The organism is Pedobacter superstes (genome assembly GCF_037622515.1).
GTDB classification, from domain to species: domain Bacteria; phylum Bacteroidota; class Bacteroidia; order Sphingobacteriales; family Sphingobacteriaceae; genus Paradesertivirga; species Paradesertivirga superstes.
Genome location: NZ_JBBJCN010000001.1, coordinates 236171 through 251664 on the forward strand (window position 1 = coordinate 236171; position 15494 = coordinate 251664).

The following is a 15494-nucleotide window of genomic DNA, read 5'->3' on the forward strand; positions in this document are numbered from 1 at the left end:
CACGCTGGATACTAAGCAATAAAAAATGGCTGATTTTGTAAGCAAAGATTCAATAGTCCGCAGGATTTGGGGAAAGGGTGATACTATTCTCTTCATCTTTGCCGGAGCTTCTGCCGAATTCGCATTAAACAAGGCGGTGGACTGGCTGTACTATACCGGCAGACTTCCCGCAGATCCTCTGGGAAGATTATTTTCTACAGTATCTTATGCAAGGCTAATAGTTTTTTCCGAATATGATGAAGCTGTTTATGCTATTGATAAAATCACTTCGATTCATAAAGATGTTGAAAATAAGCGGGGCTCAGAAATACCAGACTGGGCCTATCGGGATGTTCTCTTTATGTTAATTGATTATTCTATCAGATCTTTTGAAGCATTGGAAAGAAAGCTTACACAGGATGAAAAAACTGAAATTTTCGATGTATTCAACCGCATCGGCCTAAGAATGGGACTAAAAGGCTTACCTGATAATTATAATGACTGGCTGATTATGCGTAGCGAACATATTCAAAGCAATCTTAGTCGTAGTAATTTCACAGGCGATCTGTATAAACAGTACCGGCGTCATCTTGGATGGATCAGATATCAGTTATTGAAGCAGGCGCAAATTCTGGTTGTTCCGCAAATAGTAAACTCTATGTTATCGTTAGGCAGTATTCCCTTACTGGATCCGGTGTTAAAATTGTATAAGCTTGCAAGGATTTTCAAATTAGAAGAATACCTTAAAAACACCATTCTACCCTCAGAATACAAAAAGCAAATCGCCGATCTGGATATAAAGGATTAATATTTAAGCAGAAATCAATCTACTTAACATCCCGGAGCTTAGTAGGTTTAGATTCCTAAATGATAAAGAAACAACATTGCGATAATACAGATGAATCAAGCGAAAAACGATTGACCGAATAAATTAAACGTTAGTACTTTATTGCCGCTAATGACTTACGTTTTCCGGTTCTGCTTTTTATTGCTGCAATGATGGGAGGAACCGTTGTGACTACAGTAATAATTAAAATTACAACACTGAAATTTTCTTTAATTATAGGGATGTTTCCGATAAAATATCCAAGAAAAAGTAAGCTCAGAACCCATAATAAAGCACCCAAAACATTATATAAAGAGAACATTCTAAACCTCATTTGCCCCACCCCTGCAACAAAAGGCACAAATGTTCGCAGAACCGGAAAAAACCGACTGAATATCACTGCCTTACCACCATGTTTCCTAAAGAAAACCTTGGTTTTTATATAATATTCCAGCTTCAATACTTTATTTTCCGGTTTAAAAATCTTTGACCCGCAAAATCCTCCGATAGTATAATTTAAAAAATTGCCTGATACCGCAGCAATGAATAAAATCAATGCGAGCAGATAAATATTTAAGCCGGTTCCACCAGCTGCCACTAGTGCCCCTGATGCAAAAAGTAATGGATCTCCGGGTAAAAACGGAGTAACCACCAGCCCGGTTTCAGCAAAAATTATTAAGAAAAGAATGAGGTAGGTCCATACACGATAATTTTTAACAATCTCGCTTAGGTGGGTATCTATGTGAAGCAAAAAATCCAAAAGTCCTGTAATAAATTCCATAATAAATAATAAATGTGCAAAATAGAATATCCAATTCAAACTTACCGGGCAGAATTTGTAAAATGACTAACCAGTGTTTGTCTTCTCAAGCTCTGCTCCTCTCATTCAGAACCTTAGCAACAAAAGAAAATTGACCCTTTAAATCAATCAGGCAACTCTATAGCTACCGGATTCGTACCTGCTAAAAACTATGATTATGAAACCTATGTTAAAAACACGTTTTGTCGCTGTTATAACAACGGCAATACTTTTACTGGTATTAAGTTCTTCATGTAAAAAAGACAAAAACCCGGTAGTTGATCAGACCAAGAAAGTTACTGTTCAACTTTCCGGATCGCAGGAAGTTCCGTCAAATAACAGTACCGGAACAGGCACGGCCCAAATAACATTTGATCCTGTCTCAAAAATCATTACCTATAATATGAGCTGGCAGCTTGGATCAACGACGGCAACTACTACTAATATGCATTTTCATGGCGCGGAAAACGGTTCAGACCTAATAAGTTCCGGGGTAGTAATTGGTATTACCGGTTTTACAACCGCCAGTTCCGGCACCATATCCGGCTCGACACGTGCACTTACCGACGTAGAAGTAAATCAATTACTTGCAGGTAAATGGTATTTGAACATTCATAGCTCAACTATTCAAGCGGGAGAACTGAGGGGTAATATTAAGTTTTAGGGTCCCGAATTGCAGCGTCTCTGGCATAGGCGCTGCTTTTTTTATTTTAATAATCCAAAAGCATCTGTAATAAAACTTGTCTGAATTAGTCCATAAAACATTATTGGTTCATACCTGATATGCTATGGCCAAACAAAGGAATATGAATTATCAGAAGTGGGAGATGGATTATTTTAAATTTGGAAAATAGGTTTTATCAGAAACAACCCTGATAATCTTATCCAATTCATGTGCAGAAACTAATAAATGACTTAGCAATTCGCCGTTATCGGAATTTGGAATAGATGGGTCTTGAATTAAGGTAATTAGTCCCATGAGCCTTGCCAGAGGTTCTCTTACCATATGCGATTGCATAAAGGCAATCTCTCGCAGTTTCTTGTTTTGATCTTCTATGGTTTTAATGTATCCTGACCGCTCTGTAACGTCTCTGAAATAAACAGATAGTCCATTTAACGAGGGATAGGCACTTACATCCAACCAGATATTTAATGTTTCATAATATGCTTCAAAATGCTGCGCCTTATTCTCTTCAACTGCTTTATAGTAAAACACATAAAAAGGTGTATCTACTGCATCGGCATACACTTCCCATAAAACTTTACCTGCAATTTCATTTTTGGACCGCCCTAATATTTTCTCTGCCTGATTATTCCAATAAGTTACCACCCAGTTTTTATCTACTGTAAAGAAGGCATCATCAATACTTTCCAGGATAATCTTTTTTTCTTCATATTGAAGGGCAAGGTCTTTGTTGGCGATGACTAACTCCGCTGCCCGGTTTTCTTTCTCCTGGTTTTGAAATACTAATTCTTTGTTAGCGATGATTAACTCCGCTGCCCGGTTTTCTTTCTCCTGGTTTTGAAATACTAATTCTTTGTTGGCGATGACTAATTCCGCTGCCCGGTTTTCTTTCTCCTGGTTTTGAAATACTAATTCTTTGTTAGCGATGATTAACTCCGCTGCCCGGTTTTCTTTCTCCTCGCGTAGAAGCAGAAGTTCCTTTTCAGCATTGATTAACTCATCCGATTTGATTCTTTTATCCATGTTTCATTTTCAATAGGAATGTTTCATTCTTGGAAAAAGTAAGAGCTATTTAATTAGCTTCAGCGAGAATAGTCTTTTAGAATTAAGACCTTATGTCACCTTATAGATGTCTGTACCTTTTATTATTTTTCAGCCTACTCAATCGTTGCTGATATCCTTTCATATTTTATCTTTTATAATTATCATCCCGGGCTTTTCGATATTAGAAAGGTACGTAAAAAGCAAATTATGTTTACATTAATACGTAAGCAAACCCAATAAAAAAATTACTGTTTTTCATAAGGCGATAACTATTTAATAACATCTCCGTATCTCATTTAACCATAAAACTCCCTTTCAGAGCTCTTTCAGCTCCCCTACTACTTTCGCCATGGTTGCCTTTGCATCACCAAATAGCATCAGGCAATTCGGATAACCAAACAACTCATTCTCAATACCTGCATAACCCGCGTTCATACTTCTTTTTGAAACTATAACGGTACGTGCTTTATCAACATTTAATACAGGCATCCCAAAAATCGGGCTTTGAGGATTATTCCTTGCCGCAGGGTTAACCACATCATTAGCCCCTATAATTAAAGCGATATCGGTATTGGCGAACTCCTCATTTATACTGTCCATTTCGATAAGCTTATCATAAGGAATATTGGCCTCCGCGAGAAGCACGTTCATATGTCCCGGCATCCGCCCGGCCACAGGGTGAATTGCAAATTTTACAGAAATGTTCTTCTTCTCCAAAAGGTCTGTAAGTTCCCTTACCACATGCTGAGCCTGAGCGACTGCCATGCCGTATCCGGGAACAATGATAACTGATGATGCGGAATCAAAAAGCATTGCGGTTTCTTCAACCCCCACTTCCTTAACAATTATATCTTCATCTGTACCCGATGATGTGCCAGCAGTTTGACCAAAGCCCCCCAATAATACATTGGTTAAGGAGCGGTTCATTGCCTTACACATGATCTGTGTTAAAATGATCCCGGATGTACCGACCAATGCGCCGGCTATAATAAGGACCTGATTATTTAGAATAAATCCCGTTGCACAAGCCGCGATACCTGAGTAGGAATTAAGAAGAGATATAACCACCGGCATATCCGCCCCGCCGATAGGAATTACAACCAGTATTCCAAGAAGTAAGCCAAGGAATAAAATCACAAGCATCCAGACTTCTGTATTGGGGTTCCGAACAATCAGCCCAGATATCGCTATAATAATTACCAGAATCAGCGCATTGATAAGATGCTGACCCTTAAATGTAATTGCTCTGCCATTTATCAATCCTTTCAGTTTACTAAAGGCGACCATAGATCCTGTAAAAGTTACCGCCCCAATAATCACACTCAGCACAACCGTTATCGCAACGATAGTATCCAGAGTTAATGCTGAATCATTTGCCTGGCGCCAATATTCGGATGTTGCAACCAGAACTGACGCTGCCCCTCCAAAACCATTTAAAATGGCGACCATCTCAGGCATTTGAGTCATTTCAACCTTACGGGCAACCAAAGTACCAACTGCGGATCCAATAATAATGGTGATGAATATTTCATAAAAACTTAAGACCTGCTTATCCAGCAGGGTTACTAATACGGCAATAAGCATTGCAACAGCACTAAGCATATTTCCACGGCGTGCGGTGGAGGTTCTGCCCAGCATTTTAATGCCTATAATAAACAGAATGGAGGCAATTAAGTACGCAATCTTTATTATTAAGTCTTTATCCATGAATTATTTTTTCTTTTTAAACATCCTCAGCATTCTATCGGTAACTACATAGCCTCCTACCACATTTAATGTAGCAAGAAACAAGGCTGCTATACCCATAACTTTACTTATAGAACCATCTGCGGAACCGGAGGCAATTATAGCTCCCACTATAGTTATTCCGGAGATAGCATTTGATCCTGACATCAAAGGTGTATGTAAGGTTGGAGGAATTTTGGCAATAAGCTCAAAGCCAACGAAACTGGCCAATACCAGTACGTAAAGCAACACTATTAAGGTCTCTGCATTCATATTTTATTTTTATTTAAAATTTCCTGTGTGAACTGATGCACGACTTTTCCCTGATGGGTAATAAGCGATCCTTTGGTTATCTCTTCTTCCATTTCCCATTTAAAACCATCTTTATTAGCCAGATGTAATAAGAGTGTGCTTATATTCACAGCATACAATTCGCTTGCGTTTACAGAAACCATCGACGGCAGATTTACCAGCCCGATGATGGTAACGCCATACTTCACCACAGTTCTGTTAAATTCACTAATAGAGCAATTTCCACCACTCTCAACTGCCATATCGACAATTACGGAGCCTGGTTTCATACTTTTGACCATTTCTTCATTAACTAAAACTGGAGCCTTTTTACCAATTACCAAGGCAGTGGTAATTACGATATCAGCCTCAGCAATATGTTTAGCAATTAATTCCTTTTGTTTTTGAAGATATGCTGCAGATACTTCTTTAGCATAGCCTCCTTCAGTTTGAACACCTTCAGCCTGTACCTCTACAAAGCGCCCGCCCAGAGATTCCACCTGTTCTTTTGTTTCGGCACGAACATCTGTAACTTCAACTACGGCACCAAGGCGTTTTGCCGTGGCCAAAGCTTGCAAACCGGCAACACCGGCACCAAAAATGAGCACCCTGGCAGGAGTAATAGTACCTGCGGCCGTCATCATCAAAGGGAAGATTTTGCCCAGGGCATTCGCTCCCAAAAGCACGGATTTATAGCCTGCCAGATTAGCTTGTGAACTTAAAGCATCCATTTTTTGCGCCCGTGAGATACGCGGGACCGAATCCATCGCAAATGTGGAAATATTCTTTTTCAGGCACGCTTCAACAAGCTCAGGAATTGTATAAGCATACATAAAGGAAATAATTACGGCACCCTCTTTTAACAGCAATACCTCATCAACATGTGGCGTGTTAACTTGAAGCAGAATATCTGTGCCGGATAATGCCTGAACCTTATCTGTAAAAACTGTTGCCCCTGCCACTTCGAATACCGAATCATAAAATCCACTTGCCATACCGGCGCCGGTTTCTATGCTGCATTCAAAGCCTGCTTTAACGAGCAATTTTACAACTGTTGGAGTTAGTGCGACCCTGTTTTCGGGTTCCTTTCGCTCTTTAAGTACGATTATTTTCAAGATAGTATCAGATTTAAATTCTATTGTAATTAAAAATTTCTTTAAACTGACGGGGACACTTTATTTTCCAGTGTATAAACACCCAAAATTTCAATAGCTGTTTTTCTAAGGTAGAATGAAAATAAGATTAAAAAATGATTTATAAGGTAAATCATTTAAATGTATGTCAAGATCTTTTAAATAAAAGAAGATATACCTCGCAAACACTGAAAAAGCTACTCAGAGCAGGCAGGTTTTTCTTTTCGTCCAGACCTGTAATCTCAGTATGTCAACCGAAAATTAAGATAAGTATTTTCAAACGGGTATTTTCTCTAAAGAGAAATATGGTTTATGTTAGGTAAGAAGCTGAACAAAATTCTTTAATGTGATCAGATTTCTGAGAGCTTCACCCATGGTATTGTTAAAATACACAAAAACTTCTTTGCCCTCACTTTGCCAGTCAAAAATATATCCGGCATATTCGGATAAAAATTCATCCGGATAGCTTCCTCTGTAACCGCCATTTGGTCCATGGAATCTAATATAAAGGAAATCAGCTGTTTCAATGAGTGGTGTTGCAGAGGCCGGCAAATCCTGAAAAACCAAAGCCGCATGATGATGAATAAGCATATCATAGATATCGTCTTCATACCATGAGCGGTGACGAAACTCTACCGCTACTTTCCATTGATGATCAGGATCTGATTGCCTGATACTAAAGAGAAGATTTTCCAGCTGATGTATTTCTGTAATGGTAAAGCTTGGGGGAAACTGAACTAAAAGACACCCTTTCTTAGTGTCAACATTTGAAATAATCTGAATGAAATGATTTAAATCTTCTTGTTTAAAGCCCGATCCTTTAGTATGAGTAATTTCTTTCCAGAGCTTAAAAGTGAACTTAAAATTATGAGGAACGCTTTCGGCCCACTTTCGCATGGTTGAAGCCATCGGAACTTTATAAAAAGAACTATTAATCTCAATACTATTAAACAACGACGCATAATACGTCAACCGGCTCTTATCCTGAAATTCTGCAGGAAATGACCGTTTAGGAATCAAAGTGGCTAAGCCACTGGTACCTGTATATAATGAGCCTGAAGATATAGGGTTCATTTATTAATAAGCTAAGACGGGCAGGTTTTTAATTAATTTATCCCGGCGTCATTTTTATTAATAAACCAATTCTGTTTATGTTTTAAAATTATCCTGTCGAACCGAACGACAGAAAGAAAAAAATATCCTTTTATTCTACATTTAGAAAATCGGGCGGAACAGCAATTTTGTATTTTCTTGCGGCCCGGGCATTATAGACCCGAATCCTTGTTTTAACAATTTCCCATTTTAAATCATCAGTATTACCAGTTTTTAAAAACCGGGCAGCCTGTATCCCTGACTGATACCCCCATTTATAAATATCAGCGCCAAATGCGACAAGTGCGCCGCGCCTGACAAGCCCGGACTCGCTGGTAAAAATGGGAACACCTTTTTGGTTACAATTTTTCAATATAGTTTCAAATGCTGCAAATACTGAATTGTCAGGATTGGCGAAAAAAGCATCAATATTCTTACTTAACAGCGATTGAGTCACTAATTGAGCATCGCCCGAGCTGTTTAAAGGAAGCGCTTCGATTTGAATGTTTAATGTTTGGGCAAGGGATTTAATTCGCGCTAAAGCATCAACCGATTGGGGTTCCGATTGATTGTAGATCATCCCAACCACTAGTTTATTGCCTTTAGGTTTTAGCAGTTTAGGTATGAAGGAGAATGATGTATCTATATACGATAACTCCTCTGCCACACCGTACAAATTAGCAGGCTCCTTTCCCATATTATCAATTACTTTCATCCGCTCCGGCGTTGGAGACACCATCATAAAAACAGGTATATCTTTTGACCTTTGCAAGGCAGTGATTGTTGAAAGAGTTGTACAGGTAGCCATCAAATCAACGTTTTCGGAAATAAAGTAATTTACGATCTGGGTTAAAGTCGGAATATCCCCCTGAGCATTGCGGTAAATAATTTTAACCGTTTTATCTTTTTCAGAAAATCCATTTTTCGCAAGTGCATCAGTAAAACCGGCGCGAGCCTGCGCTATTGTGGCATCTTCAAAAGCGTCTACAAATCCAACTTCCGGAATAGAGCTTTTCTGCTGGTTACAACCATAAACAAACAGAATTACCAGACATGCAGCGAGAAACTTTCCTATTTTGAATCGCATCTATTTTAATTATAATGCACCAGAATTGTCAATTGAGCCGTCATTTCCTGATCAATCGATAAAATGATATAAGAAAACTGTTTCAGCTATAAATGCTGGTTTTTTTTGATCCTTAATTTCCAGTTCGGCCCCAATAGTTGCCTTTGTTACACCGCGTAGATTTATAATGTTCGATAGCTTAACTTTCAGACGAACTTCGCTATTAACTACAACGGCTTGTGCGAATCTGAGGTTTTCTATCCCATAATTAATCTCCATTTTAAGATTTTGGATATTAATAACCTGCTTCCATAAGTATGGGATGAGAGACAAGGTGAGATAACCATGGGCTATCGTGGCATGAAAGGGGCTTTCAGTTTCGGCTCTTTTAGTATCTGTATGTATCCATTGATGATCCAGAGTCGCATCAGAAAACATATTTATTTGTTCCTGAGTGATGGTGTGCCAATTGGAAACTCCAATTTCCTTTCCAAGGTGCTCCGCAAATTCCTGGTGACTTCTGATTATTAACATTTCTATGTCGTGCTTTAATTATGAATGCATATTAAACATAATTCTTTAAGATCATAAAACTTAAATTAATAATCTTTGGAAAGCTGCCAGCGCGTTTCGAAATAAAGAGCTGAAATGATTTGACACATAGCAGCTTTGATCTAAAAAGGGATAAGATCTAAAAAAAGTAATCGATGGCTTAAGAAAGCACATCAATTACCCGATTGTCCATAAAATAAAACTTTTTTTTGCTGGTGTAATTACCGCAGCTGCTTAGAGATTTTGTGTTTATTTACAAAGTATACCTACTTAAAATCTGATATATTTCATTTACTCCTTCACAGTCCTTAAATTCTTTTTTGATCGGCAATGCCTCATCCTTCAACCAGATTCTGAGTTCAGAGTCCTTATCCATAGCATCCATCCCTTCTTTGGAGAACTTCCTGATACTTGAATACGGGATAGTCATATATTCTAATTTATTTCCCTTCCCGTAAGTAATGAGCAGCAATCGTTTATTGGTTAGAATAAATTTGTCTCTGTTTACTTTGTATGCTTTTTCCACATATTCATCGTCAATCAAAATAAACCCATACTCAAGTGAAATCTGCTTCAATGACACTTCTGCAGGATGACTTAAAAAACCATTAAAAAGTCCCATAAATAGATGTTTAGTAAAACTTAAAATAATCACTTTCCCCAATCAGTTAAACTAAAGCGCTTATAGACACAAGTTTACACACCTAAGATGAAGGCAACATGAAGATTTTCAATTATTTCAATGTATACGCATTCATCAACAAAAAAGATTTACTTATTAATTATTGGTAACAGGTCTACAATAAGTTTTATAACAGGTAAGCTTAAGTCTTGTTAGCATAAAAATTAATTGGTGAAGAACATTGTCATGCTGAAGACCGGAAAACATGTTTTTTTATAAGAGGTTAAAAAACCTAGCCAGGTTCGGAAGAATCATCAGAGAATTTTCCGCCGTGTTGTCCGTTTATATAATCTTAAAAAGATCGATTATTATCATGAAAATTTTCGTATATTCTTAACATCATTATGAAAAGTTTAAGCTCAAAACTATATAAAAACGATTTTGTATCCGCTTTCAAAGGCGATGAAAGCGGTGATAGACAACCAAGGCAAACTCCCGATGTCTTTTATAGTAAATCAATACCGACACCGGTAAAACAGCCTGTATTACTAGCATGGTCGGAAGATCTGGCAGAAGAAACCGGCATACAAAAACCGGCTGATCAAAATGATATATCTATCCTTGGCGGAAACCTGATTACTCCCAGCATGTATCCTTATGCCGCCAGATACGGCGGGCATCAGTTTGGCAACTGGGCGGGGCAGCTTGGCGACGGAAGAGCAATAACCTTAGGCGAATGGGAAAATAATGGAAAATCGTGGGAATTACAGTTAAAGGGCGCCGGACCAACCGCCTATTCACGCAGGGCGGATGGCAGGGCTGTTTTACGATCTTCTGTACGGGAATACCTGATGAGTGAAGCTATGTTTTACCTCGGAGTACCCACGACAAGAGCCTTAAGCCTGGTGTTAACTGGTGACCAGGTTGTCAGAGACATGTTTTACAATGGCAACCCAGAATATGAACCAGGAGCTATTGTAATGAGGGTCGCCCCGAGTTTCATGCGATTCGGAAATTTTGAATTTTTCACGTCTAAAGGCGAGATTTCAAACCTTAAAAACTTAACCGACTGGACCATTGAGCGGTTTTATCCGCACATTACCGGTGAAGACAAAATTCTTACATGGTTGAAAGAAGTTGTTGACAAAACAGCCTCTATGATAGTAGAATGGTTGAGAGTTGGATTCGTTCACGGAGTGATGAATACAGATAATATGTCGATTCTCGGACTCACTATCGATTATGGGCCTTATTCATTTCTTGACGATTACGATCCCGGATTTACTCCCAATACAACCGATTTACCTGGAAGAAGATATGCTTTTGGCCAGCAGGCCTCTATTGCTTACTGGAACCTCGGATGCCTTGCCAACGCCATCGCGCCTCTGATTGATGACAAAGATAAATTAAGGGAAGCAATAGAAAATTATGAAGATATTTTCTGGATTAAATATTATACAATGATGGGTAAAAAACTTGGTCTGGATATGGTGAACGATCAGGACATAGCTTTAATTGACAGCTTCGAAAATGCACTGACTGCGATAAAGCCAGACATGACTATATTTTATCAGTTGTTAGCTGACATCTCCCTTGATTTTGAAACCGAAGAATATATATTTAACCATTTTAAATACAGTTTTTACAAAGAACCCACTCCGGCAGAATTAAAAATACTTTCTGATTTAATTGAAATTTACTCAAAGCGAATAAAATTAAACAAGTGCAGCCGTGAAGAATCACGGGAAATGATGAAAAACAACAATCCCCGTTTTATTTTAAGAAATTATTTACTGCATGAGGCTATAGAAGAATTGGAACGCGGGGAAACACAATTATTCTTACAGTTACAGCAAGCTATCAAAGAACCATATTCTGATAAATTTGATAACTTCTTTCAAAAAAGACCCGATTGGGCGAATGAAAAAGCCGGTTGTTCTATGCTTTCCTGCAGCTCATAAAGCATATTGCTATAAACGAGAAAAGCACCAGTATTCTGGTGCCTTCTCGTTTCATAAGTAGATGAAAAAAAGATATATATGGAACAGTAAGCCGACAGTGTGTATCTCAGCTGATACTGTGTTATATTCTTTTTACACCCATGCAGATACTATGCCAATTTTCACAAAAACTGACGGACAGGCAAAATCTCAAAATATGGAAGACTATACTTCAAGAATGATCTTGCCTGTGTGAATACCGGATTCCATTAATTGATGGGCCTTAGCAGCTTCATAAAGAGGAAAAACTTTATATACTACCGGCTTTACCTTAGCCTCTTCTATTTTAGGCCAAACATGGGCAAGAACTTCAGAAGCCAATGCCGACTTAAACAACAAGTCCCTGGATCTCAGAGTACTACCTGTAATATTCAGTCTTTTTTGCATTATATTAAATACATTTCCCTGCAATTCTTTCGTCTTAGCATTAATTAATATCAGCCGCCCCTCCGGCCGCATTATATTGATTTCTTTGGTAATATAATCCCCTCCAATCATATCAAGAATTACATCCATACCAATGCTTTGGAGGTCCTTTTCAAAATCATGAGTTTTATAATTAATACATCGAGTTGCACCAAAATCAGTACAAGCATGGCATTTTTCATCGCTGCCTGCAGTCGAAAAAACATGCGCCCCGAATACTTTAGCAAGCTGAATAGCCATAACTCCTATCCCGCTTGTGCCACCATGTACTAAAAAATTTTCATCTGACTTTAATTGTCCCCTTTGAAAGACATTGTGCCATACAGTGAACGCAGCTTCAGGTAATGAAGCTGCCTGTATAAAACTCAGTCCTTTGGGAATTGGCAAACAGGAACCAGAATCAGCCACAACATATTCAGCGTAACCGCCTCCGCTTAGTAAAGCACATACACTCTCTCCAACTTTCCATTGTGTTACCTCTGTGCCACACTGTTCAATAATACCGGATACTTCAACTCCAGGGATATCTGCCGGAGCACCTGGAGGTGCAGGATAAAACCCTCTCCTCTGCGCTATGTCCAGACGATTTAATCCGGCTGCTTTTACACGAATCAGAACTTCATTCAAACCCGGGGCAGGTGGTCTTATTTCTACCAGCTTCAATACTTCCGGATTGCCCGGCTGTGATATGATGATTGCTTTCATAATTAACAATTCAGATGTCGGGTAAATTTGGCAAAAAATCTTTCAATCCGGCAGGAAGCAAAAAAGCCTCTCATTTAATAAAGAAGGAAAATAGAAAATTTTGTACATCCGTATTTATTTCCGCTTTACCCTTTTCGGTATATCAGCTATCGGGCAAAAATGGGCCGCCATATCAGCAGCAAGGAAATTAAAAATATCAGGTGCTTTAAAAACCAAAAACCGTGTTAATCTTGATATTCTATTTAGTCCCGAAAAAAAATGGATTTCAAGTCTGGCTGTCATAGCACACCTTCTGGGATAAAATAGCAAGGCTTATTCCTTCATAGATATTATTTACTGCCTGGCGACTGAATATTGATCTTTGACTCTCCGGGTGTTTTCATTCCTTCACCCAAATAAAAGCTGGTATGGGGAGGCTGGTTATAACTTACATTTTGCCACGCAACCCCTAAGCGGTACTGAGGATCATGCATTAACGTACACAATCTATAATCTGTTGGTATTGTTGTAGTATAAATACGAAGCTCTTTGTTATCAGTTGTGCGCCATATAACTTCTTCTCTCCAGTCTCCTAATAAATCGGCGCTCAGCGCCGGGGTAGCCTTCGTACCGTTATTCGAAACGCAGCCCTCCGCGGTTAACAGATTTATGGTCTTTTCATTTTTCCAATCCCATTTATCAATACGATTATTATCCAGAAGTTCGCGCGTAAGGTCAGCATCCCACCAAACTAAAAAGTTCTGAGAAGAGGGTACATTCTCAGTTATAGTTTTCCCATGCACGTCACGCAGCCCCCCGGGACCACCCCAATTTTCAAACCCGGGATGCCCCGGATCAATATCTGCTGCTACCCCCCTGCCGACATCAACTCCGGGCGATTGGCTCCATAGAATTTTGCCTGTCCGTGCATCGAACATAGCCACGCCGGGAGTTTTAAAAACCAGTGTTTTTTCCTCGCTTTCATGAATTCCAAAGACTTCCTGTCCGGGATTTGAAGGATCCATGTCCGACAAATGTATTGCGTCTCCATGACGAAGCCCGGTTGTATAAAGTCCTGTACCATTATCATCTACCGTCATCGCTCCAACGCAGATCTCATCTTTACCATCGTTATCTACATCGGCTACAGAAAGATTGTGATTAGCCATGCCTGAATAAGGATTATCCTTGTCTTTTGAATCAAAGATCCATCTCTGACTCAGCTTCCCGTTTCTGAAATCCCATGCAGAAAGCACCGTACGCCCATACCACCCTCTTACCATCACCGCGCTAGGCAATTTGCCATCCAGATAAGCAACACAAGCCGTAAAACGATCAGGGCGACCACCTGTTACATCATTTCCGCCGTTACCTCCTATTCCTCCCCATCCATCTAAAGGGTAACGTGAAGGGGTATAAACAGTGGTAGCCAATGCTGCGCCGGTTAAGCCGTCGAAAACAGTAATATATTCAGGACCATCCACAATTTTACCATAAAAAGGACTATTAGTTGCTGAAAGATTGCGCCAATCTTTATTGGAATCTCCAATTACTTTCCCCTTACCATCGATGGTTCCGTCGGCGGTTTTACAGATGAGTTCAGCTTTACCGTCACCATTAAAATCGTAAACTAAAAACTGTGTATATGCAGCTCCTGACCTGATATTCTTTCCGAGATCAATACGCCACAATAGTTTTCCCTTCAAAGTATATGCATCCAGAATTTGATTCCCTGTAACTCCCGTTTGCGGCGGATTTTTAGAATTCGAAGGGTCCCATTTTAATATTATTTCATAATTACCATCACCATCTAAATCGCCGACACTAACATCATTCGCACTATAGGAAAACTTCTGACCATTAATTTCTCCTCCTTCAGGCTGCTGAACAGCGATTGCAAGATATGGCAGTATCGCTGAATAAGGCTGTAGTGTAAATGATTTACCTGCGGATAATTCTTTTCCATTTTGTACAGGCTTAATGCTATACGTATTACTCTGAGACAGATCCGCCCCCGCATCCATATAGTTGGTCCCTTTTCCTAAAACCGACCGGTTGAGCTTAACCGGTACCTGATTTCCCGTTACACGATAAATATTAAAACCCGTTTCCTGGTGTTCATTAGCCAGTAATCGCCAGCTAATAAAAACCGTATTTGAATCTTTTCTAACTGCAATCAGCCCTCTGTCAAGGTATTCCATTTTCCGCTGAGAAAATGCCGTATTACAGACCAGAAACGATGTAAAAAACAACAGGATAGCAACCTTTTTTTTCATCAGAATATATTTGTCTTTTAATGGCTATGAAGTCCGCCTGGCTTCGTTCGGACAGGCTATCATGAGCACGTTCATTGCTGTCAGTGAGCGGTATCCCCGCCTGTTTTTCGGCCAGGCTCATGATGGTTTCATCTGGACCATACGCTGCAAACTACTTATTCTCAACAAAATGAATTGTAATTTTCTTGAAACAAGCCATGGTTTAATAATAAAAAGTAAAAAGCAGGTAAGCCTTATGAGATATTTCATATCTATCTGCCAACATCGAAGCCTTTGCGATTCAATTGCACAAGA

The 15494-nt window shown here is 39.2% G+C and carries 14 protein-coding genes; 3 read left to right on the top strand and 11 right to left on the bottom strand.

What is annotated here, in order from left to right; all coding sequences use genetic code 11:
• The first annotated feature begins 25 nt into the window (after positions 1–25).
• Entirely contained in the window at positions 26–787 is a 762-nt protein-coding gene (locus WG906_RS01210) for an oxygenase MpaB family protein (protein ID WP_339990689.1), read from the top strand.
• Between the two features lie 130 nt (positions 788–917).
• Here the strand turns inward: WG906_RS01210 and WG906_RS01215 are convergent, their stop codons facing one another.
• Positions 918–1586, bottom strand: a complete 669-nt coding sequence (locus tag WG906_RS01215) for a DedA family protein (RefSeq protein ID WP_339990690.1) — start codon at positions 1584–1586, stop codon at positions 918–920.
• Positions 1587–1782: 196 nt separating this feature from the next.
• On the opposite strand from WG906_RS01215, the gene WG906_RS01220 reads away from it, so the two are divergent.
• Complete coding sequence (locus WG906_RS01220) at positions 1783–2268, top strand: CHRD domain-containing protein (RefSeq protein WP_339990691.1); 486 nt, start codon at positions 1783–1785, stop codon at positions 2266–2268.
• A gap of 168 nt (positions 2269–2436) precedes the next feature.
• Here the strand turns inward: WG906_RS01220 and WG906_RS01225 are convergent, their stop codons facing one another.
• From WG906_RS01225 to WG906_RS01260, 8 genes are all read right to left on the bottom strand, one after another.
• A complete protein-coding gene (locus WG906_RS01225) occupies positions 2437–3312 on the bottom strand; it encodes a PAS domain-containing protein (RefSeq protein WP_339990692.1) in 876 nt (291 codons plus the stop codon).
• Positions 3313–3648: 336 nt separating this feature from the next.
• Positions 3649–5040, bottom strand: coding sequence for an NAD(P)(+) transhydrogenase (Re/Si-specific) subunit beta (locus WG906_RS01230; protein WP_339990693.1), 1392 nt, complete (start codon positions 5038–5040; stop codon positions 3649–3651).
• 3 nt (positions 5041–5043) lie between these two features.
• Positions 5044–5331, bottom strand: coding sequence for an NAD(P) transhydrogenase subunit alpha part 2 (locus WG906_RS01235; protein ID WP_339990694.1), 288 nt, complete (start codon positions 5329–5331; stop codon positions 5044–5046).
• On the bottom strand, positions 5328–6464 hold the full coding sequence (locus tag WG906_RS01240) for a Re/Si-specific NAD(P)(+) transhydrogenase subunit alpha (protein ID WP_339990695.1): 1137 nt from the start codon (positions 6462–6464) through the stop codon (positions 5328–5330). The genes WG906_RS01235 and WG906_RS01240 overlap by 4 nt, the downstream gene beginning before the upstream one ends.
• Positions 6465–6797: 333 nt before the next feature.
• Complete coding sequence (locus WG906_RS01245) at positions 6798–7556, bottom strand: DUF72 domain-containing protein (protein WP_339990696.1); 759 nt, start codon at positions 7554–7556, stop codon at positions 6798–6800.
• Positions 7557–7686: 130 nt separating this feature from the next.
• On the bottom strand, positions 7687–8661 hold the full coding sequence (locus WG906_RS01250; RefSeq protein ID WP_339990697.1) for an ABC transporter substrate-binding protein: 975 nt from the start codon (positions 8659–8661) through the stop codon (positions 7687–7689).
• Positions 8662–8712: 51 nt separating this feature from the next.
• Positions 8713–9174, bottom strand: a complete 462-nt coding sequence (locus tag WG906_RS01255; RefSeq protein ID WP_339990698.1) for a MaoC family dehydratase — start codon at positions 9172–9174, stop codon at positions 8713–8715.
• A gap of 271 nt (positions 9175–9445) precedes the next feature.
• Positions 9446–9814, bottom strand: a complete 369-nt coding sequence (locus WG906_RS01260; RefSeq protein WP_339990699.1) for a PH domain-containing protein — start codon at positions 9812–9814, stop codon at positions 9446–9448.
• Between the two features lie 404 nt (positions 9815–10218).
• Here WG906_RS01260 and WG906_RS01265 point away from each other — a divergent pair, with 404 nt between their 5' ends.
• The gene (locus tag WG906_RS01265) at positions 10219–11775 is read left to right on the top strand and encodes a protein adenylyltransferase SelO (protein ID WP_339990700.1); all 1557 of its coding nucleotides are present in this window, start codon (positions 10219–10221) and stop codon (positions 11773–11775) included.
• 204 nt (positions 11776–11979) lie between these two features.
• Here WG906_RS01265 and WG906_RS01270 read toward each other — a convergent pair whose 3' ends face one another.
• Positions 11980–12945 carry an NAD(P)H-quinone oxidoreductase gene (locus tag WG906_RS01270; RefSeq protein WP_339990701.1) on the bottom strand — a complete coding sequence of 322 codons (966 nt, stop codon included), beginning with the start codon at positions 12943–12945 and terminating at the stop codon, positions 11980–11982.
• A 329-nt stretch (positions 12946–13274) separates the two neighbouring features.
• Positions 13275–15200: a rhamnogalacturonan lyase gene (locus WG906_RS01275; protein ID WP_339990702.1), complete on the bottom strand. Its 1926-nt coding sequence runs from the start codon at positions 15198–15200 to the stop codon at positions 13275–13277.
• Between the last annotated feature and the right edge of the window lie 294 nt (positions 15201–15494).